Genomic DNA, 21,965 nt, shown 5'->3' with positions numbered 1-21,965 from the left:
CTGGCCCTTTCCTCACACCCTCAGGTGCCCATTATACCAATCCGCTTTCTGCCGGGTTTTCACCATCCCCAACTCTCTTTAAGTGCGTTATCGGTTTTACTCCACCATCACAGGTTTTCTCTTTTTCTGAGTATAGTCTTTTTTCACATTTTTGTCAAGGTTGGAATGCTACTTTATGACACCATTGCCAATACAAACCGCCAGATTCATTTTCTTGACGCCGGTTTTCTCAAATTGAATGCTGGCGATGGCTCCATCCAGTTCCAGAATTTCTCCGGCACCAAAACGCTGGTGATGAATGACAGTGCCCTTGTTATAGCCGGAAAGGTCAATCTCCTGGTTGTCTGGGCCTGATCCGGTAAAATCCCGCCACTTTGTCATGGGATTGCCAAAGGACTGGGCTTTTTTATTGATGGGCCCACTTCCCGGTCCAGCTTTACCGTTTTTTTTCCGGGGCAGGCCATCAATTAAATAGGAAATAAACTGGGACGGCTTGCCGGTTTTAGCACTACTCTGGGCACAAATAAAAATTAGCTCTTTTTTAGCCCGGGTGGCACCCACATAAAAAAGCCGGACCTCCTCGGCATAGAGTTTTTCATTTCCCGGACTCGTTGACACAACGCTGGGCAACTGGCCTTCGATGGCATCGATCATAAATACTTTTTCAAATTCCAGACCCTTGCTGGAGTGCAGGGTGGAAAGGGTCACTCGCGGTTTTTTGCTCCCCTGGATCTGGGTTTCTCTTAATCGCTGTTCTAAATTATTCAGGTTATCAAAAAAATCCGGAAAGTTATCCACACGACTGCCCAGAGTTTTGAGTACCGCCAGCTTTTGTTCGATGTTTTCTTCGGACTGACCGGAGCTGATCCGAAAATTCAAATAAGAGGTATAGCCCAAATCATCAAGAATCATTTGAATCCCTTTTTGGGGGGTTGCTTTTTCCAGGCGCCGAAAGGCTTCCTTTAATTCTTTGAAGCGTTTGACCTGCCAGGGCCGTTCCCCGCTGGTTTTAATCAGGACATCAAAGATATTCTGGTTCAGGCCCAGATTTTTACCCAGCTGATTCACACTTTCCCGGGAAATCGCTGCATCCATTTTAAAGCAAATCTGGGTGAACAGCTCATAATTCATTGGATCACAGGCGAATTGGTAAAAGGACTGGATATCTTTGATGGTAAAATGCGTAAAAAACAGGGGGCTATGTTCCTTAATCTGATAGGCTATTTCTTCGCGTTCCAACAGATCAACAAGGGGAATGGCGGACTCGTTGTTGCGATACAGCACGGCGATTTCTTTGCCTTCGCGTTTAATCGCTTCAATGATGAGATGATATTGGGCCTCGTTGGATTTTACCCATTCCCGGACAATGGGTAAACCATTAGCGTTGGGTGTTTTCATTTCTTTGGTATACCGTTCGCTATTCAGCTTGATAAAGGCATTGGTTTTATCCACAATATACCGGGTACTCCGGTAATTGGTTTCCATTAAAAGCACCTCGCCCTGGGCCCAGGTTTCTTTAAAAGATAACAACGACTGGGGAAAGGCACCCCGAAAACCATAAATACTCTGATCCTCATCCCCGACCATAAAGAGGTTGCCGGTTTTTCCGGTTAGCAGCTCCAGGAGTTCGAATTGAATCCGGGAGGTATCCTGGGCTTCGTCTAAGTGGATATAGGGATACTTCTCCCTGAAAAACAAAAGCAGCTCAGGATATTTTCGGAGCAGTCCCCAGGCATATTTTAAAATGTCATCAAAATCCATCAGGCTCTGTTCCAGTTTATAGGCCTCATAGGCTTTGTAGAGTTTCATAAAGTCAATTTCCATGGCGGGGAGTTTTTCAATCTCTTTGACGGTTAGCAGCATATTTTTGCAATAACCGATTTGCTGGATAATCTCCCGGAGCTCGATTTCACCGGGAAAGCTGTCAAAAATTTTCCGATACAAATCCCGAACCACCGGGGTCACATTCCCCAGTACTCCATAGACCCGGCGGTGGAAGCACCGTTCATAGTAGCGAATCACCGACAGCGAAAAACTGTGGATGGTACTGAATTGCAGGGCTTCGGCCTGGGCTGCCCCAAAAAGTTTTTGGTAGCGTTGTTTTAAATCCCGGGCCCCCATGCGACTAAAGGTCAGGGTCAGGATTTCGCCGGGATCAATTTTTTCAACCATTAACAAATAGGCAATCCGGCAGATAATCACGGTGGTTTTCCCGCTTCCCGGTACCGCCAACAGCAAGGTTTGCCCCTTGGTACGGGCCACTGCCATGGCCTGCTGTTCATTGAGATTTAGTTTATAGTGTTGTTTGAAGTCTTCATAATTTTTCATAGCTTCTATTATATCTGAAAATGGGTGGGAAATCCAGCGGGTTTGATTTAACTGCATGTCCACCAGCAAGATATCCTCCGGTGAAAATTTACAACAATTGATTCGAAATCGACCTTCAAACATGGTATACTGCAAAGGTAATATTCTAATCATTCGGAGGAGAAAAATAATGGCAAAAGCAGAAATCTTTGGTGGCGTTTGTGGCTTTACAACGGTTGTAACAGCGGAAAAGTCCGGGCGAGGCAATATTTTACTGGATATTGCTTCAGGTTGTCCGGCATTTAAAGATCTGGGTGACGATCTTAAAGAGGTGGATGGTATGGTCTGTGCCTTTAGTAAGGTTGGTGAAGGTCCGATTTATGATGCCTGTCGCATCCATTGCAAACACGGCGCCTGTCCTGTTCCCATGGGGATCGTCAAGGCTGTGGAAGTTGCGGCTGGTTTAGCCTTACCCAGGGATGCAACCGTCATATTATCGAAATAATAAACACTTTCAAAACTTTTATGCATCTTTTGTTTTTTGGCACACACTTTCATTCTTGTCAAGTTTTTATCTTGATAAGAATGAAATTTTAAGTTATAATAAAGATACAAAAAAATAACATCTGTTTTTGGGATGTGGAAGGGAGTATCATTATGAGTTTTGAATTTGGAATGAAGGGTTATACCTTTGGCATGATTGCCTTAATTTGTCTAGCCGTTAACATTTTGCTTACCGTTTTTCAGATTGGACAAGTACTTTCTTCGATTCTAGGTCTTGCTGTTCTTGTTTTAGCTATTTTGGCTTTTGTTTATGGTAAAAAAGAACTGGCTGCTGATCCTGAAAATGGCAAGGCAAAAACCGGAAAAACCATTGGTCTTGTTGTTATTATTGTCGAAATCGTTCTTTTTGTTATTTCACTTGTATTCGTCGGAATCCTGGCTTCCATGCTTTTATAATTTTATAAACACTACGTTTCTATGGAATACGCGCCTTGAAAAACGGTGATGTTTCCATATGTTCAGCATCAAAATTACGATCCTAGTCATTATTCTACCTTAAACAAGCACCCATTGAATGAATCAATGGGTGCTTCCTTTTTTACCTCTTATTCCATTTTTCTTGCCAACTCATAAATATGAAGTTCATCATCCTTGGTCAATATTTTTTCCATGGCATAGGCAATAATCAGCACTCCAAAAACATCCATCACCAGACGGATCAGGGTGAATTTCATTCCCATGGAGGACACTTCAAAGAGCAAAAGTGGAATTTTCATGGAGGCCCAGGCGCCGACAATAATAAAGACATTAGCCAGGCGACTGCCTTTCCTCAGAAAAACTCCGGCCACCGGGAAAGCGCCGTAGAGCGGACCGGCAGCAGCAGCTCCCAGGAAGAAGCCGAGCAAAACACCCACAATGCCGGAATCTTTGCCCATATATTTGACCATGGTTTCTTTTTTGACCCAGACATCCAGTAATCCAATTAACACAAATATCGGCGGCAGTACCCCCAGCATCTCAAAAACGCTGTCCACGGTTAATCTGTAAACATTTTTTCCCAAAACTGGATTGAGGAGCAAAATGACCAGTGAAACCACCAGCATCACCAGAAAAAAACGATATTTCTTTAGGATTTCCATTCTCTTTTTATTCATTATAATAACACCCCCATGACAACCGCCACCAGCATTGAAAACACAAACCCCATGCCGTTTCTGAGGAAGGTTGCTTTTTTCCCAAAATAGAGAAACTCAACCGGCATGGTAACAATGCCAACCATCATCAGCGTTGAAACAAAAGCCCCGATCTGCATATACCCGGCGCCGTTGTCCAATAACGCGGCCGCCAGGGGAAAGGCCAGAAAACCAGGAATTAATGTGACGGAGCCGATAACAGATGCGATCAGAACACCGATCCATCCGGAATCTTCACCGATTACCTGGGAAATCTGCTGTGGTGTCAGCAGACTGAGGATGATCCCAATAAGCAGAATAATCCCCAGAAACTGGGGCAGAATATTGTCAAAGGCTTTCCACGCCTTTTTCAAGGCTATTTTTGTTTTCTCTTTGCTTTTAATGAGTGACACGATCAGTCCAATTGCCGCCAACCCATAGAATACTATCGTCACTATCATTTTTACCTCTTTTTTTTCCTTAAAACTCAGTTCCCGTGAAAACGCTTTACATCTTTCCGATCTGTTCTTCTGCTATTTTACCATTTTCCTGAACAGCCATGTTTTATAATTGATTGATTTATTATATCGGATATTATATAATTTGTGAAATGAATTATACCGATATTAGTAATTCGTTATTATGATTAAAGGAGTCTGCAATGGATACCCAGCTTTTAAAAACCTTTATACAATTGTCAGCAACTAAAAATTTTACCCAAACTGGCAAGCTGCTTTTTATTGCCCAGTCTACGGTTACCAATCGGATCAATGAATTAGAAAAATCTTTGGGGAAACCACTATTTTTAAGAAATAAAAAAAAGGTTGAGTTAACCTTCGAAGGGCAATTATTTTTAAATTATGCCAAACGACTCATTGAATTGGAAGACATGGCGATCCAACAAATTAATTCAGCGGATTCCAAGCAAAAGCTTATCCGCCTGGGGGCTACCAATTCCATTTATGAATGCTATTTATTTCCTATTATTCATTCTGTGCTGTCCAATGATTTAAACACCTCAACTAAGGTTGTGATCAATCACTCCTTTGATCTTTTTTCTTTACTTCAGGATGGCTTAATCGACATTGCCTTTACTTATATTCCATTTAATAAAAAAGGTTACCTGTGTACGCCGTTCAAAGAAGATGAATTGGTTCTTGTCACAAATAAAAAGAATACCGAATTTATTAATGGGATCTGTCAAAAGGACTTAATTTCTCTTGACTATTTATTCTGTAACTTTGCACTTCAAAAGGTTGGCCTATTTATTCGGGAATTATTTCCGCCACATCATCAATTTACCTTTGAAATTGATAATAGCAGCAAAATAATCCCGTTCTTGCTGGATGGCCGTAGCTACAGCTTTCTGCCGCTGAGTTTAATCTCCCAGTATCTTGATAGCCGCGCCCTCATAGCCATTCCCTTAGTGGATTTTAAGACACCAACCATCAAGAGCTACTACACTTATAAAAACGACAATGCTTTGCTGCTGGCAAATATCATTTCTTTATTAGCATAAATTGTACCAAATACCAAAGCCCCAGTGAAAAACACTGAGGCTTTGGTATTTCTATGATTGCTTCTACTTAAACTCCGTAATAGGCCTGATCCATAACCATTTTCATGCTGTCTCGGGTAACAGCCACCGGATTGGTGGTGGTGCAGATATCATTCATGGCTTTGTCCAGCATTTCCTCCCGGGCTTTGAGATAATCCTCTTCCGGAATTCCAAAAACTTTCAGTGATGCCGGAATATTCAAGGATTCACTTAAAGACACCACTTTATTAAATAGGGTGGCCGTTGAATTCCCAGAAATGTTCGATATTCCGGAACCGCTCAGCAACCGGGCAAATTGGTGCTGCACTTTTTCATCCTGGCCATTAAAATTAATGACATAGGGCAGCACAATGGCATTGGCCAGACCATGGGGCATATGAAAATTGGCGCCAAAGGCATGGGCAATACTATGGGTAATCCCTAAACCGGCACTGTTAAAGGCGATCCCAGCCATACAGGAGGCAATCTGCATACTGCTTTTGGACTCCAGATCCGATCCATTCACATAACTGGGGTGAAGACTTCTAAACACCAATTCCACTGCTTTGTTTGCATAGCACCGGGCAAAGGGATTGTTTTCGGTGGAAATAAATGCTTCAATGGCATGGGTCATGACATCCATACCGGTGGCGGCGGTGGCTCCCGGAGGAACGCTTTCAATCAGTTTGGGATCTAAAATGGCAACATCCGGCATCATCAGAATATCGGTTAAAGGAATCTTAACATTCTTCTTTTTATCGGTAATTACCGCATATTCGGTAACTTCGGACCCGGTTCCCGCGGTTGTGGGAATGGCAATGAAGGTTGGCTTATGAACATACTGATCCTCAAAGAAAATCCGTTTAAAATTTATATTGTAATAGATAATGGCTTTGGCAGCATCAATAACCGAGCCGCCGCCAAGGGCGATTAAGGCATCGGGTTTCTTCATAATAATGTGCATTAGGCCCTTTTCCACCACTTCGGTGGATGGATCCGACTCAATATCCGAAAAGATATGATACTCAATTCCTTTTTTATCAAGTTTGTCCGTTAACAGTTTTAATAAGCCGAACTGAACCATTCCCTGATCCGTGGCAATACACACTTTTTTAAAGTTATAATTGTCAATTTGATTAAGGGCATCTTCCCCATAATAAATCGCCGGTTTTACTTGAAAAAATCGCATGGGCTTTCCTCACATTTCATAAATTTTTATTCTAAGCATTGGACCCGTCGCTGGAACCTTCTGCACACAATTTCATAATTACGATTATTATAGCAAGAATAATATGTGAAATATAGCGCATCCCTAAATTTTATTCAATGAGAACCATTAAGTATCAGAATTTTTGCATAAAAAAAACGCCAAATACTATTTGGCATTTAAAGTTGCATCAATACGGATAAATAGTTGTGGCGAATATCCGATTTTGTGAACTATTCGACTATTTTTTTGCCGTGCACCCCACTTCGGCAAACAACCTCCAAGCGTTACTTTGGCAGTTAGCTCGAGTCAGAGTATCCTCCGGCACATAAAAGATCTTACTTACCGCTGCTTCATTCCTGACCTGACGGGGTTCATAAGTTTCTATTGCGAAGGGTCCAACTGTCAACACCACTTTCCTCCGGCAGACCTCAAAGCCTGGAGCCTCGATGGGGAATTCAACCCTGCTATAGCGGATTGCAGGTTACAAAGCACCGCTAACTCTCCATCTAGCACGACTAGATGTATTATAACGTATTAAGCAAAAATTAACAAGGCCAAATAAATTTCTTAAGCAACTTTTGTTTCATCATCCGCAAATCGGAGCCATTATATGTTATACTTAAAAATAATCAATCCACGGTATTCCGTTTGACGATTGGGTATCTAAATTACAATAGCCGCGTTTTGCTTACGGCTAATCTTATCTTACAAGGAGGAAATTGAATGTATAATATACTGTTAGGTGGCGCCGCCGGAGATGGCATTGAAACCATGTCGTCGCTGCTGGAAAGAACTTTGAAAAAATCGGGCTGTTATGTCTTTTCTATTCGCGATTTCATGTCCCGGGTAAGAGGTGGCCATAATTTTGCCCAGGTTCGTTTTGCATCAGAAGCTATTGCCGCCCATCGTGATACTCTTGATGGCATATTTGCGGTTGATCAGACTACCTATGACCAACATCATCAGCGGCTTCATGATCGCGGTTTTATCCTGTGTGATGTATCCCTGAATATCGAGGACCCCCGTGCCATTAAGCTGCCCTTAAAAGAAATTGCCAAACGTCTTGGCAATCCCAAGGTCATGAGCAGCGTTGCCATCGGCGCACTGCTTAAATTATTCAGCTTTCCCCTTGACTACGCCTTGGAAGTCATTCCTGAAAACCTTCGCCCGGACTTAGTGGACGTTAACCTTAAAGCGGTAACCGAAGGCTTCGATGCTGTGGAATCGCAGTTCCAGGTCACCGCCAAGAATGCCAAGCAGGATCTCCTGCTGACCGGAAATACCGCCCTCAGTCTTGGCGCTCTGGCGGCAAATATTAAATTTTATTCGGCCTATCCGATGTCACCTTCCACCACCATCCTTGATTATCTGGCTGCCCAAAGCGCGAAGATGAATATTGTGGTCGAACAGGCTGAAGATGAAATTGCGGCCATCAACATGGTTCTGGGTGCTTCCTATGCCGGAGCCCGGGCCATGACCGGCACCTCCGGCGGCGGCTTTTCGCTGATGGTAGAAGCCCTTGGCTTTGCCGGGATTGCCGAAATTCCCGTGGTTATAGCAAATATTCAACGGCCCGGTCCGGCCACCGGCTTTCCCACCCGAACGGAACAAAGCGATTTAAAATTTGTAATTTCGGCTTCCCAGGGTGAATTCCCGCGGATGGTTATTGCTTTGCGCGATCATACCGATTGCTTCTTCCAAACCGCCCGGGCCTTTGGCTTGGCTGAAAAATACCAGATGCCGGTGATTCTTTTAAGCGACCAGTATTTAGCCGATTCCGCAGCCACTGTTGCTGTTTTTGACACCAATGGGCTTTACTCGGATCTTTTCCCCGAAAAATCCGTTCCAGGCAATGAAACGAAACCTTACCGCCGTTATCAGCTTACCGAAAGCGGCATCTCCCCGAACAGCATTCCCGGTGAAACCGAATCACTGGTCCGGATTGACAGTGATGAGCACGATGAGTTTGGGCAAATTACCGAATCGGCAGACGTCCGCATTCAAATGGTGGATAAACGCATGAACAAGCTTGAATTATTAAAGAAAGAACTCCTGGAACCGGATTTTTGGGGCGACGAACAGTGCGAAACCCTGCTGATCGGCTTTGGTTCCACCGCTGGTGCCATCAAAGAGGCGATCACCATTCTTAATGCCCAAGGCGGTCACTATGGTGCTCTTTTATTCGGGGATGTCTATCCCCTGCCCCAGCAAAAACTCAAGCAATATGCGGCCCTGGCAACGGAAATGGTCAACGTCGAACAAAATGCCACCGGACAGTTAGCATCACTGATCCGCGAAAACGCGCTTATTTCCTGTCACCGCAGTATTTTGAAGTATGATGGCCGGCAAATGTCAGTGGACGATATTCTAGCGGGCATTCAAAATCCCAAGGGAGGTCAACTATTATGAACAATCAATTTGTAAGCTCTGAAACCGCCTGGTGTCCCGGCTGCGGTAATTTCTCCATTATTGATACCCTTGTCGGGGTTCTCAATGAACTGGATTTATCCCCCCACAAAGTAGTTTTAGTGGGCGGCATCGGACAGGCCGCGAAAACAAATCAGTACGTCAGTGCCAATGGATTCAGCGGTCTCCATGGCCGGTCGATTCCTGCCGCCGTGGCTATTAAACTGGTTAATGATGATTTAACCGTGATCGTCAATACCGGGGATGGAGATTCCTACGGCGAAGGTGGCAATCACTTTATCCACAATATTCGCCGGAATGTGGACATTACCCATTTTGTCCACGACAATCAAATCTATGGCCTCACCAAGGGTCAGACTTCACCGACTTCTGACGCCTGTCAGTTGGATCATAAAACCTCGGCCTGTAATCTAAGCACACCTTTTAATCCTCTGCTGGTTGCCATTGCCTGCGGGGCCACCTTTGTGGCCCGTTCCTTTACCGGACGCAAGGACCACCTGGCGATGGTAATGGCGGCGGCTATTCGTCACAAGGGCTATGCCCTGGTGGATATCCTCCAGCCCTGTGTCAGCTTCAATAAGGTGAACACCCATTCTTTTTACGATAAGCGAGTTCAGGAACTGGATGCTTCCTATGATTCGTCCAATAAAATGGCGGCCATTGAAAAAACCATGGAATTCGGGGATACCATTCCCATTGGTATTCTCTATCAGGAAAAAGGGTTGACCTACGAAGATAAGCACCCCCAATTGTTCAACGATGTTCCAGTCATCCATAAAGCCCACAACATGGATGATATAAATGAGTTATTTAAGGACTTTATTTAAAGAAGAGGTTTTAAATGGAAAAAAAATTATTCTACCAATGCAACGACTGTAACAGCATTCTGCTGGAGATGAATGGCACCGTTTCACAGTACTGTGATCATAATCTGACACTGCTGACTCCCAATGCCCTAAAAGCTTCCGAAGCCCAGCATATTCCGGTTCTTGAGTTTAAAAAATCAAATCTGCACGTCACTGTTGGCAGTCTTCCCCACCCGATGATCCCGGAACATTCCATTCTCTGGATTTTTGTCCAAACCCGAAATGGCGGGCTCTATGTCTCTCTGACACCCGAGGATCTGCCGCAAGCTGATTTTTTAGTCCATGAAATTGATGTCCTGGGAGTTTATGCCTATTGCGATATTCACGGGCTTTGGATGGCTGATCATTCCGCACTTGATTATGAAGAAACCGTCTGTGCCCCGGAGTTCCCCCAGGGCTGTATCGGATAACGGTTATGTATCGACAACCTTCTTGGCGGACATTTATTGACACCCTCCCGTACCGACCAGTTGTTAATCAGTTGTATGCTTCAAGGCGTACAGTCTAAGGACTGTTCGCCTTGATGCACACAACACGATCTAACAACTGTCGGTACTGCTTTATATATTTTTCTGCATTCTCCGGCATGATATTAATTTGGATATGCGCACTGTAGATAAAAAAGAAAGTAAGTTCTGGGGACAATCGTAACATCAGTTGTCGGCATCATGGCGAACAGGCTCGCCTGTACGATCATGCAGCCGACAACGATTTACCATTGTCCCCAGGACGGATGCGGCAACAAACCCAGGGCAGCTCATGCTAAAAAGCGTGAGCCGCTCTTTTTTTTGGTTAACTTGTGCTATAATGAAAAAAATCAGTAAATGTGAGGACAATCTATGAATCCAATCAAAATAAATTTATTAAAAACTCTTGCCCAAAGCGGCGACTCCGATGCCATGCTGGAGCTGGCGGATTATTATTATATTCACGAAAATAAACGCAGTTTATCCGCTGAAAATTTTCAGATGGTTTTTGATTATTATAGCTGTTTAGCCGAAGCCGGCAATGATCATGCGATGGTAACCCTGGGTGCTATGTATTATGAAGGGGTTAACATTCCCCAGAATTTTAAGCTGGCCAAAGAGTGGTACGAAAAATCGGCCCAACTGGGCAATCCTCTGGCAATCAATAATCTGGGCTATTGCTATTATTATGGCCGGGATATTCCCAGTGATCTAAAACAGGCCTTTTATCTTTTTGGTAAAGCGGCCCAGCTGGGCCACCATAACGGCATGTATAAACTGGGTGATATGTATTATAATGGCAACTATGTTCCCCAAGATTCCCCAGCCGCCTTTTACTGGTACCGTCAGGCAGAAAAAATCACCGATGAATCCATTCCCGAATACCCCAATATCGCCTACCGCATCGGCCATTGTTATTTACAGGGGGATGGGGTTGTCCAGGATTTACTAGCTGCTCTAAGATGGCTGCAAACGGCGGAACTGGGTTGCTACACCTTTATTCAAAAGGGTGATGCGTATGCTCATCTGACGCTGGTTCGGGTTAAAGAGGATCTGGAAGTATTACATCATAATCTGGATACGCTTAAGGGTCATTGTGGAGCAGAATTAGGCTATCACAATCCTTTAAATATGTAAAAGTGTTTTTAATGAACTTTTCAGTACCTCGTGCTATACTGGAAAAATAATACAGCCTGAAATGAAAAATGGAGGTTAACCATGAAAAAAATATTCGAAGTCATCCAAAACGTTCCCTACCGTACCTCACAATTAGTCATGAAAGAGGCCACCAAAGTTCTTAAACTTCCAATCCCTCCGGTGCTTAAAGGATCTGGGATGGTTCGTCGTTTCCCGGAAATAATGAAACTCACCGATGTCACTAAGGTCTTAGTGGTAACCGACCGCCCGCTGCTCTCCCTGGGCTTGTTGGATCCCTTCCTATGCGCTTTGGAAACCGCGGGTATTGAACCGGTCATTTTTGACAAGGTCCAGCCCAACCCTACCTTTGAAAATGTGGAAGACGGTTTGGCACTGTACCAAAAGTCCAATTGTGATGGGGTCGTGGCGTTTGGGGGCGGTTCGCCCATCGATTGTGGAAAAATCATAGCGGCAAAAGTCACCAATCACAAAAGCATCCCGAAAATGCGGGGGCTTTTCAAACTGAATCATAAACTGCCACCGTTTTTTGCGATTCCCACCACCTCGGGCACCGGATCTGAAGCTACCATCTGCGGAGTTATCACCGATGTCAAGAATCATGAGAAATTTGCCATTAATGATCCCAAACTGGTGCCCCTGGCCACAGTCCTTGATCCGGATCTCACCATCGGACTTCCACCGGCGCTCACCGCCACCACCGGAATGGATGCCCTTACCCATGCTATTGAAGCCTATATCGGAAAATTTGACACGCCCTTTGTAAAAGAAAAAGCGTTAGCTGCTACCGACGTTATCATCAACAACCTGGAATCCTGTTACCAAAATGGTCAGGATAAAGCACTGCGCTTGAATCTTGCTCAGGCATCCTTTGACGCAGGTCTGGCCTTTACCAGGGCCTATGTGGGTTACGTACATGCCATCGCCCATGCCATGGGTGGTTATTATGGAGTCCCCCACGGTTTAGCCAATGCCATCGTACTACCCTATGTTTTAGAGTTTTCCCGGGAAGCAGCCGAGGAAAAGCTGGCTGAACTTGCATATTTTTCCGGACTGGGTGAACCCATGGATGATGACAGCGCCCTGTCCTTTCACTTCATCAAAAAAATAAAATCCATGAATGAAGCCATGGGCATTCCAAGGGTTATTGAAGCACTTAAAGCCAATGACATCACCTTCCTGGCAAAGCGCATCTTAAAAGAAGCCAATCCTACCTACCCGGTACCCCGGATTATGCATTTTGACGAATGCTGCGATATTCTCAAACAGCTTTGTCCGGAAACTGCTCAGGCTCTTTAAATGAAGGTCCAGGTCTATCCCCCACCCTTTGCCAAACTTAAAGATTTGGATGAGGATGGCATGTTAATCCTGGAAGCCGGTGCCACGCTTTATACGGTTTATCGACGACTGTGGATTCCCCTGGCTTTGCAGCCGCTGGTTATTTGCAATGTGAATTACGAACGCGTAAAAATGAAAACCCGGTTAAGGGATGGAGACATCATCAGTTTCATTCTCCCTCTGGCCGGAGGATAAGAGGTTAATTTTGAAAGGATATTGCGGAAAAATACTCATGGTGGATTTAACAAAATCTACCTTTGAAGAAATTGAAATCCCCGATGCGATTTATGAAAACTTTCTTTCCGGTGTTGGCCTGGGTGCCTACATCCTCTATAAATATATCCCCAAAAATGCCGCCCCCCTGGGGCCTGATAATATTTTAGGCTTTATCAGCGGCCTGCTGACCGGCACCGGCAGTTTTATGACCGGCCGTTGGATGGTAGTGACTAAATCTCCACTTACGGGAGGTTTCGGGGATGCCAATTGTGGCGGAAATCTTTCCCCTTCAATTAAACATTGCGGCTATGATGGTATTTTTTTTAAAGGAAAATCCAAAAATCCGGTGTTTCTCTTTATCGACAATAAAGGTCCCCAGCTTATAGATGCCTCCAAACTTTGGGGACAGGATACGGTTGATACCGAAGAACAGATCCGCACCATGATTCCTCATAAAAAAAGTCTTTCCATTGCCACCATTGGGATGGCCGGGGAAAACCAGTCCCTGATTTCCGGAATTTCCCATGACGGCGGACGCATGGCAGCCCGTTCCGGGGTTGGTGCGGTGATGGGTTCCAAAAATTTAAAAGCTTTGGTTCTCTGCGGATCCAGGCTGATCAAATCTCAAAATCCTGAAGTCATCAAGACCATCAGCCAGGCCTACGCCAAAAAAGTGAAGGCTTCCAACCTTCCCGGTATGGCCACTGGTGCTTTCCTTCCAATCATGGGAAAGTCAATGGTTGCTACGGACAAAGCCATTCCCCTGGATGGTATGATGTCCACTGCCATTATGAAAAAATGGGGAACCGGTTTTGGCAACACCATGAACATGCCTATGGGCGACAGCCCGGTAAAGAACTGGAAAGGCTCAGTTTTGGATTTCCCTTTTTCAAAGTATCGAAATATGAATCCCGACCGGGTTCAAAAACATGAAATCAAAAAATATCACTGTTATTCCTGTGTGATTGGCTGTGGCGGCATCTGTGACATTGATAAGGTCACCAATGGCCGTTTTCCACTTACCCATAAGCCGGAATACGAAACCGTGGCTGCTTTTGGCGCCCTACTGCTAAACAAGGATCTGGATACTATTTTTCTCGTCAACGAGTTGCTGAATCGCGGCGGAATGGACAGCATTTCCGCGGGAAACACCATTGCCTTTGCCATGGAATGCTATGAAAAAGGGTGGCTCAGTCAGACCGCCACCGGCGGACTTGATTTAACCTGGGGAAATGCGCAAACCATCATCACCCTGGTTGAGCAAATGATTGCCGGTACCGGTTTTGGCGCGGTCCTTCAACACGGTGTTAAAAAAGCCAGTGAAATTTTGGGGATTGCCACGGATTCATTCGCCATTCACGCCGGCGGCCAGGAGCCTGGTATGCACGATCCCCGGTTGGACCCCATCCTGGGTATCCATTATTCCTGTGATCCCACCCCGGGTCGTCACACCATCGGTGCCGGAAGCTATTACACCTACATGCGCCTCTGGGAATCGGTAACCTGGGCCCCTAAGGTGAAGCTTGGGGAAGACAAAAAAGAAGAGTACGAAGCCAGCAGCCAGGTGGGGCTAAAATCCATGGCCAATGCCTGTATCAAACAGGTTCTGGATGGTTCCGGCGGCTGTCTCTTTGGCATGATCGGCGGTCTCAATCATTTTAAGATCTTTGACTACCTCAACGCCGCTACCGGCTGGGATAAAACCGCCGATGACTACATGAGCATCGGTTTGAGAATGCAAACCCTGCGCCAATGTTTTAATGTCCGGGAGGGGATTAATCCCCGGGACTTTAAAATGAACGATCGTCTCAGTGGTTTTCCCCCGCTAACCAAGGGTCCGCTGAGGGGAAAATCTTTTAGCATGAAAGACATGATGTCCATCCATTATCAGTTTATGGGCTGGGATCGAAACACCGGAATTCCCACCAAGCAGCTGCTCGAGGAGCTCGGCTTTTGCGATTTGGATATGGAGGTGATCAACCATGGCTGATACCCAAAAACCGGTTGTGGATTACGCCCTTTGCATGGCCTGTGGGATTTGCGCCACGGAATGCCCGCTGAGCTGCATTGCTCTTCGAAAAACCGATATTGATGCCGATCCTAAGGCCTACCCGGTTCTGGACGATTACTACCGCTGCACCGGCTGTACCCGGTGCGAAAAAGCCTGTCCCGTAAATGCCATTCGGATGGCTTGAAAAAGCAAGAATGCCCCTAAGCTAAAATAGTTTAGGGGCATTCTTATCTTTTTATTATTTGACAATGGCGTACATACATGAATCCATGATTTTTCCATTTTTGTAAATATTCTTTTTTAAAATACACTCTAACTTTAATCCCGCTTTTTCCAGAACTCTGCGGGCGCCGGTATTTCCGGCAAAAGGTCGGGCAAAAATTCTGACAATGTCATAATTTTTAAATCCATTTTCACAGGTTTCCGTAATCGCCTTTGTCATAATACCCTTTCCCCAAAAGGGCTCTCCCAGCCAGAAGCCCAACAAGGCGGTTTTGCATTCGACATCGTCCAGAATCGTAAAACCAACCGATCCCACCGCCACCCCATCAACAACAATGGCCTTGATGGATTGTTTTCTTCGGTCTGTATCCCGGCATTGGTCAATAAAGGTATGAGCATCGTCCAAGGTGTAGGGTGAGGGAAACTCATTGCGTAAATTCTCAGCCAGTTTCGGATTATTGGCATAGCGTACAATGCTTTCCGCATCATCCAGTTTCCAGTCTCTTAATTCAAATTCCATGTTAAGATCCTCCCTTATTAATTTATTTTTAAGCATTATTTCGTATTTCCACCTCTTTAAGAAGCAGACTTTTTTATATCTAATTTACTTATACCCTAAAATAGCTCAATTCCATATTGCTTAAAAAAAATAAATTATGTTATTACAAAAGAGAATTTTCATCAAAATTTAATTCTAAATGGCCCCATAAAGAAGTCGCTGGTCTGAAAAATATTATTCCTGTTCAAATGTTGGTTTAACATTAATTCTTTCCTTGGCAATTTTTTTCATGCCGGCCAGCAATTCGGTAATCTCAAAACCATTTGCAAATGTCTGAGTTTGGTTATTGATCACCACACAGGTCAGCGTGATCAGTGGAAATTGCTCGACCACCCCGTGTCTGTTAGCGGCGGTAATAAATCCATTTTGAATATCTGTTTGGTCATAAAAGCCCAGCACCTCATGCTCAAATTTATTCACAATACCCTCAAAGTATTCCTGGGTGACATGTTCTTCCAACATAACAACAAAATCATCTCCGCCCACATGACCGATAAAGTCTTCTTCACAAAATCCACAACACAAAATATCCGCCAACAGCTTTATGATTAAATCGCCATTTGCAAATCCATAAACGTCGTTGTAGGCCTTAAAATTATCAATGTCAAGATATGCCACACTATAATTTGGGCACAGTGAGACACAGTGGCTTAAATTTTGCTCAATCAAAAGGTTTCCCGGTAAGCCGGACAGAGGATTAAGATGCTTTGCCGCTGAAATTTCTATTTCAGTGGTTTTTTCCAACAAGCTTTTAATCGTCACGGCGCCGACACATTTTTCGTTTTCTGTAATAATAATAAAATCATAGAGCTTATCATAGGAGCGTGCCATGGCCATGGCAGACACAATGCTGATAGGGGTCTTATAATCAACGGATAAAAAGTTTCTGTCCATAACCTCAGAAATCGGCTTGTTCTGATAGAGCACAAAGCCAAAATGGCCACTGAGTTTCAATGCCAGTTTTTCCTGGGTGACAATCCCCACCGGCATTTCATTTTCAACCACGCATACCCCAAAACAGCTGGGATTTTTTTTAAAAACATCGTAGATATCCTGAGTCATTTCAGTTGCAGAAATGATCCGGGTGGGGGCGCATAAATTGGCAATGTAAATTTTTGAACTGCTGCTTTGTGAGGTATGGTTTTTCTTTTTATTTAATTTCTTCAGGTCCTGTAACACCGCTTCTCTAATTTCTTGAACCATACTATGGGGTTTCTGTATAAAAAAGCCCTGTCCGTACTGGACCCCTAAATTTACCAGGGTGTCCAGTTCATCATAGGTTTCGATGCCTTCGGCAATCAGCTGAATATTTGATACCTTGGACAATTCAACCATGCCCTTTACCAGCGCAAATTTTAAATTATCGGTATTAATGCCCCGAATCAGATTCATATCGAGCTTAATATAACTGGGACTGATGTCGCTGATCAGATTTAAACCCGAATAGCCGGCCCCGGCATCGTCAATGGCAATTTCGTAATCCTGGCTTTTATAGTGGTCAACAGTTGCTCTGAATCCAGCCATATCCGAAATGACATTTTTTTCGGTTATTTCAAAAATAATATTTTTCGGTGAAATATGATATTGTCTCAAAAAATCCTTGGTAAAGCCCTTTCTGAATGCATCATCGTGCATGGTATTGGGATTGACATTAATAAATAATTTTTTGTTATAGGGCGGCACCATAAATTTAAAGGCTGCTTCAAGGGCGGTTGTTCGGCAAAGCAATTCCAAATCCCATAATTTATTATATTCACCGGCAAGATTAAACAGCATTTCAGGATTTTCTATTTTACTTTCACCAGTGATTCTGCTCAGCGCCTCATGGCCAAGAACATAACCATCTCTAAGGGAAACAATGGGCTGAAAAACAGTTCTTATCTGTTTGTTTTTTATGATAATATCTAAGGCTTCCTTTGTTTCTTCTCTCATATTGCTGCTCCTTCTGTGATAAGGTCTACCGAGTTAATAGCAAAACTGACCGTAAAGCTCACGGTATTTTCGCAATTACCTATAAAGTCTATAGAGTTATATTATCACAATTATGTGGCTCTTAAATCAAGAGAAAAGTCATTATTTGTAAATTTTGTGTTAAATTTTCATAAAAAAGAAGGTCCCATTTAAGTGAACCTTCCTTTTAACAGTTTTCGTTATTCGGCAGCTGGTTCTTCCATCATCCGCATGCGTTCGATGTGCAGGGCCAGATAACTGACTTCTCTTTCGGAAAAAGCTTTTCCCAATTCTTCATCCAGTTTTTCACAGACACTAGTGGCGATCCGAAAGGCGTAGGCACAGTGGGTTTTTGTATAGTCAATCATATCTGAATTCAGTTTTTCGTTTTTAATGATCCGATCAATCATATAGCGAATATGATACATCAGCCTGGAGTAGGCGAATGAACCGGGCGCAATGGTTATGGCACAATCCGCTTCAATTTGCTTGATGGCATTTCCGACAGCCACGATATAGATCCAGTTGGTTTTAGCATTTCCCTGAAGGATCCCAAACAGGGTAAGGTCAATGAGCCCGCCGGAGAAGGTCATTCCAACGCCAACATTCAATATGTGCATAAACATATAGGATAAGCCTGCCAGAACACAATGAATCACATTGGGTTTGTCAAGTATTATTGATAATTAGTGCCCCTTCAACCTGATCCATCTGCTTTTTAACGTGTGAATGGTGTCTATTGGTATCCTTGGATCTACAGACTCGGCAAGGTTCCTGAAACTACAGCCGGTTGCAATGCATTTAAAACTGCCTGCATAATACCGTTGGAGGTATAGGTGGCGCCGGAGATAGTATCTACCACCGGATTCTGGGCTGCTATAATCGCTTCCGGCACCGCATATATTGCGCGGCCATAATATTTTTCATCACGTTCATTATGGGAAACCACCTCTACCGCGGTGATTTGATTGTTTACTACGGTGACACTCACCGTAAGCTCAGGTCCAAACCCTTCAGCTACGCCAGTATAAGTGCCAGCCGTTAGGTCCACATTTCCTAAAAAAAGATTGGCTTTTTCCACAACGGTATCCGTGACTGTTGATACCGGTTCTGCGGCTTCCGTAACATTGGCTGTTGTGGCAATCTCTGTGGTTTTTCCGTAAAGCTGTTCAACAGTGTTCTCGATCTCCCTTTGAACGCCTGTTAGAAAAGTATTTGGACCCATTGCCCCGCCAACTTCCCAAAGGTGTAAGCCAAGAAAAGCAATAAGAACCACGGTTAACCAGCGATGGGGTTTAATCCAGGAGAATTTCCCTTTCATTACTTTGCGCAGCATATAGGTCAGCCCCAGCAGTATTCCGATGAGTAGACAGGCGGTTCCAAAATTAAAGGAAAGCATGACACCTGATGAAAAAAAACCATGAATAGCAGCAAATGCCACAAAAGCAATCCCCATGGGTTTATGAGCATTTCTCAGTTTTTTGTTGATTCGGGCAATCCCGAGTTTTTTTTTCTTGCCCTTGTTAAATATTCTCAGTAAATAGATGATCGATAAAAGCACGGCTAAAAACACACTGATCCATGCTGTAATGACATTGATTAAAAGCATCATTTTCCCTCACTCCTTAAGCTTTTTCTTTATCTTAACATGCTAATGTGGCAAAATTGTGTCATTTCTTACATTGCATTTTTACATTTTAACATGTTAATGTGATGGCGAAGTGAAGCGGCGGTGCATTTTATCTAAACATCAGCGGCAGAACACCAAAAAATACCATTCCCAATCCTCCCGCAAGAAAAATCAGCTTGATCGGATGGAGCTTAAACCTGAAATAAATAAAACAACATATCCCAAAAATGATGATTTCTTTGTATTTGAGCGCCTGCAGAAAACCCTCAAAGTCTGCTATTGAAGCGCCGTGGTTTATTAACACATTATCCATAAGAATAAATACCGCCGAGGCAATCAACCCAATCACCACTGGCCGCATCCCAAAGAGGGCCCCCTGAACCCATTTGTTACTCTGAAAATTGACGAAGGCTTTTGCAATAATAAGGATGATAATAAATGAAGGTAAAATCACCGCCAGGGTTGTGACAAAGGCGCCTAATAGCCCAGCGGTTTCCATTCCCACAAAGGTGGCAATGTTTACGGCAAAAGGGCCCGGGGTCGATTCTGCAACCCCAATAAAATCCGTCAGTTGGGTTATGGTAAGCCATTGATTAGCCACCACTTCCTGTTGAATCAGTGGAATCATGGCATAACCGCCGCCAATAGTGAAAAGACCAATTTTAAAAAAGGTGATAAACAGTTCCAGAAAAATCATTTCTTCACCTCATGATTGTTATTTGCCGGATTCTTTTTTAAAAGCACCTGGTACACAAGTCCGACTATGGCTCCGCCCAAAATAAGAAAGACAACATTAATCTGAGTAAACGATGCTAAAAGAAATGCCAGCACCAGGAGAATAATGGTTAACGGATTATACTGTCCCTTTTGTCCCATTTTAACCACCGCTCCGAGAATAAGAACAATAACACCCGCCCGAATACCGTTAAAGGCATAGGCAACCCATTCCAGGTTTTGAAATTGAACAAAGAAAAGTGAAATAATGCTGATGATTACAAAAGATGGTATGGCAACCCCCAGAGTTGCCAACAGCGAACCCCAAAAACCTGCCACCTTGTAGCCCACAAAGGTGGCGGTGTTTATGGCAATAACTCCCGGTGTTGATTCCGCAATGGCAAAAATATCCAGGATATCCTTGGTTTCAATCCATTTGTGCCGTTCTACTATTTCATATTCAATCAGCGGGATCATGGCATAACCCCCGCCAAAGGTAAATAGACCAATTTTAAAAAACGTTAAAAACAATGTTTTGAACTTGTTACCCTGCTTTTCTATTTGTTTCAAATTAAATCCCCCTCCAAATCCATCCATTCCAGTACTTCCTCAAAATTTGAGGAGCTGCTGCAACACCATAATACATAGTTTTCCGGACATTTGTATTCTTTCAAAAAAACACTTACCTTTTCCTCGCCCTCAAAAATACTTACCCCTCCAGCATCTAAAAGTTTTCCTTCAAGCCTGACCGTAAAGCTGCTCATGGGCAGTGCAAATCCTCTGCCGGTAAACTTCATATAACTTTCCTTAATGGTCCAAAGATCAAAGAACCCTTTCTTTTGCTTTTCAACCGGCAGGTCAAAAAGCCATACCACTTCTTCTTGGGCAAAATAACGCGTTGCCAGATCAAGGTTTAATCGGTCCATTTTCTGAAGGTCCAAACCCACGGCTTTATTGGACAAAGCGCAGACCACATAATTCCCGGAATGGGAAAGGTTATAATGAATTCCGGAGTGCTTTAATAAGCGGGGTTTCCCCTGTTCGCTTTTTTCAATAATTAAATTGCCTTTAATACCAAAGCTTTTTAACATCGCCTTTTTCATTAAAACCTCGGCTCCCAGGGAAAGGGCTTGGGACTGTATTGATTTTTGCCGCACCACCTTTTCTCTTCGTTCAGTAGTAACCTGGTCTAAATATTTTTGCAATATTTTTGGATTTTGTAGGGGCATGGTATCGGCAATAAATATCTGTGTTTTAAACTCATTCATCTGAAAACTGAATTCCTTTCTCTGTTGCCACACCTCTGGCCCAGTCACAAAGGGCAGACAACACCGGAATAATCTCCATCCCATGTCTTGTCATCGTATATTCAACCCGGGGAGGAACTTCAGGATAAATTTTTCGAGTGATAATCCCATTTTTTTCCAACTCCCGCAACTGACTCGTCAGCATTTTCGGGGTAATTCCGGGAAGCAGTCGTTTCAATTCACTAAACCGCTTTGTCCCACCAGAAAGCTGGTGGAGGATCAGAAGTTTCCATTTCCCGCCAATGAGGTTCATACTGTAGTCAAGGGCACAATAAAATTTTGCTTTTTCTTCCATTTTTTCTCCTAAAAAAATATAGTATTAGGTAATTGCGAAACTTAAAAGAATCAAACCATGGTTGCTTTGATGTCAGTT

At 43.8% G+C, this 21,965-nt stretch carries 24 protein-coding genes and 1 other RNA gene; 12 read left to right on the top strand and 13 right to left on the bottom strand.

Going from position 1 to position 21,965, the window contains the following annotated elements:
* Positions 1 to 168: 168 nt before the first annotated feature.
* On the bottom strand, positions 169 to 2,481 hold the full coding sequence (locus tag AKG39_RS09460; protein WP_242852587.1) for an ATP-dependent helicase: 2,313 nt from the start codon (positions 2,479 to 2,481) through the stop codon (positions 169 to 171).
* Positions 2,482 to 2,497: 16 nt separating this feature from the next.
* On the opposite strand from AKG39_RS09460, the gene AKG39_RS09455 reads away from it, so the two are divergent.
* Positions 2,498 to 2,812, top strand: a complete 315-nt coding sequence (locus AKG39_RS09455) for a DUF6951 family protein (protein ID WP_050740147.1) — start codon at positions 2,498 to 2,500, stop codon at positions 2,810 to 2,812.
* A 152-nt stretch (positions 2,813 to 2,964) separates the two neighbouring features.
* Positions 2,965 to 3,267 carry a hypothetical protein gene (locus tag AKG39_RS09450; RefSeq protein ID WP_050740146.1) on the top strand — a complete coding sequence of 101 codons (303 nt, stop codon included), beginning with the start codon at positions 2,965 to 2,967 and terminating at the stop codon, positions 3,265 to 3,267.
* Positions 3,268 to 3,416: 149 nt separating this feature from the next.
* Here AKG39_RS09450 and AKG39_RS09445 read toward each other — a convergent pair whose 3' ends face one another.
* Positions 3,417 to 3,965, bottom strand: coding sequence for a permease (locus tag AKG39_RS09445; RefSeq protein WP_050740145.1), 549 nt, complete (start codon positions 3,963 to 3,965; stop codon positions 3,417 to 3,419).
* The gene (locus tag AKG39_RS09440) at positions 3,965 to 4,441 is read right to left on the bottom strand and encodes a permease (protein ID WP_423230039.1); all 477 of its coding nucleotides are present in this window, start codon (positions 4,439 to 4,441) and stop codon (positions 3,965 to 3,967) included. Before AKG39_RS09440 ends, AKG39_RS09445 begins: the two co-directional genes overlap by 1 nt.
* A 203-nt stretch (positions 4,442 to 4,644) precedes the next feature.
* Here AKG39_RS09440 and AKG39_RS09435 point away from each other — a divergent pair, with 203 nt between their 5' ends.
* Entirely contained in the window at positions 4,645 to 5,502 is an 858-nt protein-coding gene (locus AKG39_RS09435) for a LysR family transcriptional regulator (protein ID WP_050740143.1), read from the top strand.
* A gap of 67 nt (positions 5,503 to 5,569) precedes the next feature.
* On the opposite strand, the gene AKG39_RS09430 is transcribed toward AKG39_RS09435, so the two are convergent.
* On the bottom strand, positions 5,570 to 6,709 hold the full coding sequence (locus AKG39_RS09430) for a 1-propanol dehydrogenase PduQ (RefSeq protein ID WP_050740142.1): 1,140 nt from the start codon (positions 6,707 to 6,709) through the stop codon (positions 5,570 to 5,572).
* 270 nt (positions 6,710 to 6,979) lie between these two features.
* An RNA gene (gene ffs / locus AKG39_RS19335) (signal recognition particle sRNA large type) lies at positions 6,980 to 7,245 on the bottom strand.
* A gap of 208 nt (positions 7,246 to 7,453) precedes the next feature.
* Here ffs and AKG39_RS09425 point away from each other — a divergent pair.
* The 9 genes from AKG39_RS09425 (at position 7,454) to AKG39_RS09390 (ending at position 15,394) form a co-directional block, all read left to right on the top strand.
* A complete protein-coding gene (locus AKG39_RS09425; protein ID WP_050740141.1) occupies positions 7,454 to 9,139 on the top strand; it encodes a 2-oxoacid:acceptor oxidoreductase subunit alpha in 1,686 nt (561 codons plus the stop codon).
* Positions 9,136 to 9,984, top strand: a complete 849-nt coding sequence (locus AKG39_RS09420) for a thiamine pyrophosphate-dependent enzyme (RefSeq protein WP_050740140.1) — start codon at positions 9,136 to 9,138, stop codon at positions 9,982 to 9,984. The genes AKG39_RS09425 and AKG39_RS09420 overlap by 4 nt, the downstream gene beginning before the upstream one ends.
* 14 nt (positions 9,985 to 9,998) lie before the next feature.
* Entirely contained in the window at positions 9,999 to 10,433 is a 435-nt protein-coding gene (locus tag AKG39_RS09415; RefSeq protein WP_050740139.1) for a desulfoferrodoxin family protein, read from the top strand.
* Between the two features lie 258 nt (positions 10,434 to 10,691).
* Complete coding sequence (locus AKG39_RS20025) at positions 10,692 to 10,847, top strand: hypothetical protein (RefSeq protein WP_160316164.1); 156 nt, start codon at positions 10,692 to 10,694, stop codon at positions 10,845 to 10,847.
* 15 nt (positions 10,848 to 10,862) lie between these two features.
* The gene (locus tag AKG39_RS09410; protein WP_050740138.1) at positions 10,863 to 11,627 is read left to right on the top strand and encodes a tetratricopeptide repeat protein; all 765 of its coding nucleotides are present in this window, start codon (positions 10,863 to 10,865) and stop codon (positions 11,625 to 11,627) included.
* 81 nt (positions 11,628 to 11,708) lie between these two features.
* The gene (locus tag AKG39_RS09405) at positions 11,709 to 12,944 is read left to right on the top strand and encodes an iron-containing alcohol dehydrogenase (RefSeq protein WP_050740137.1); all 1,236 of its coding nucleotides are present in this window, start codon (positions 11,709 to 11,711) and stop codon (positions 12,942 to 12,944) included.
* Positions 12,945 to 13,178 carry a MoaD/ThiS family protein gene (locus AKG39_RS09400; RefSeq protein WP_050740136.1) on the top strand — a complete coding sequence of 78 codons (234 nt, stop codon included), beginning with the start codon at positions 12,945 to 12,947 and terminating at the stop codon, positions 13,176 to 13,178.
* 10 nt (positions 13,179 to 13,188) lie between these two features.
* Positions 13,189 to 15,189, top strand: a complete 2,001-nt coding sequence (locus AKG39_RS09395) for an aldehyde ferredoxin oxidoreductase family protein (protein ID WP_050740135.1) — start codon at positions 13,189 to 13,191, stop codon at positions 15,187 to 15,189.
* Positions 15,182 to 15,394, top strand: coding sequence for a 4Fe-4S binding protein (locus AKG39_RS09390; RefSeq protein WP_050740134.1), 213 nt, complete (start codon positions 15,182 to 15,184; stop codon positions 15,392 to 15,394). The genes AKG39_RS09395 and AKG39_RS09390 overlap by 8 nt, the downstream gene beginning before the upstream one ends.
* A gap of 54 nt (positions 15,395 to 15,448) precedes the next feature.
* Here AKG39_RS09390 and AKG39_RS09385 read toward each other — a convergent pair whose 3' ends face one another.
* From AKG39_RS09385 to AKG39_RS09350, 8 genes are all read right to left on the bottom strand, one after another.
* Complete coding sequence (locus AKG39_RS09385) at positions 15,449 to 15,952, bottom strand: GNAT family N-acetyltransferase (RefSeq protein WP_050740133.1); 504 nt, start codon at positions 15,950 to 15,952, stop codon at positions 15,449 to 15,451.
* A 213-nt stretch (positions 15,953 to 16,165) separates the two neighbouring features.
* Positions 16,166 to 17,923: a GGDEF domain-containing protein gene (locus AKG39_RS09380; RefSeq protein ID WP_050740132.1), complete on the bottom strand. Its 1,758-nt coding sequence runs from the start codon at positions 17,921 to 17,923 to the stop codon at positions 16,166 to 16,168.
* 218 nt (positions 17,924 to 18,141) lie between these two features.
* Positions 18,142 to 18,453, bottom strand: coding sequence for a PRD domain-containing protein (locus tag AKG39_RS09375; protein ID WP_242852591.1), 312 nt, complete (start codon positions 18,451 to 18,453; stop codon positions 18,142 to 18,144).
* A gap of 242 nt (positions 18,454 to 18,695) precedes the next feature.
* On the bottom strand, positions 18,696 to 19,553 hold the full coding sequence (locus tag AKG39_RS09370; protein WP_050740130.1) for an FMN-binding protein: 858 nt from the start codon (positions 19,551 to 19,553) through the stop codon (positions 18,696 to 18,698).
* A 127-nt stretch (positions 19,554 to 19,680) separates the two neighbouring features.
* A complete protein-coding gene (locus tag AKG39_RS09365; RefSeq protein ID WP_050740129.1) occupies positions 19,681 to 20,268 on the bottom strand; it encodes a chromate transporter in 588 nt (195 codons plus the stop codon).
* Positions 20,265 to 20,855 carry a chromate transporter gene (locus tag AKG39_RS09360; protein WP_242852586.1) on the bottom strand — a complete coding sequence of 197 codons (591 nt, stop codon included), beginning with the start codon at positions 20,853 to 20,855 and terminating at the stop codon, positions 20,265 to 20,267. The genes AKG39_RS09365 and AKG39_RS09360 overlap by 4 nt, the downstream gene beginning before the upstream one ends.
* A complete protein-coding gene (locus AKG39_RS09355) occupies positions 20,852 to 21,553 on the bottom strand; it encodes a 4'-phosphopantetheinyl transferase family protein (protein WP_050740127.1) in 702 nt (233 codons plus the stop codon). The genes AKG39_RS09360 and AKG39_RS09355 overlap by 4 nt, the downstream gene beginning before the upstream one ends.
* Positions 21,546 to 21,887 (bottom strand): winged helix-turn-helix transcriptional regulator, encoded by a 342-nt coding sequence (locus AKG39_RS09350; RefSeq protein ID WP_050740126.1) that lies wholly within the window; start codon positions 21,885 to 21,887, stop codon positions 21,546 to 21,548. The genes AKG39_RS09355 and AKG39_RS09350 overlap by 8 nt, the downstream gene beginning before the upstream one ends.
* Between the last annotated feature and the right edge of the window lie 78 nt (positions 21,888 to 21,965).

The organism is Acetobacterium bakii (genome assembly GCF_001263355.1).
Taxonomy (GTDB): Bacteria; Bacillota; Clostridia; order Eubacteriales; family Eubacteriaceae; genus Acetobacterium; species Acetobacterium bakii.
The sequence above is the reverse complement of the archived record's forward strand: the minus strand, read 5'-3'. Positions and strand labels throughout refer to the sequence as shown.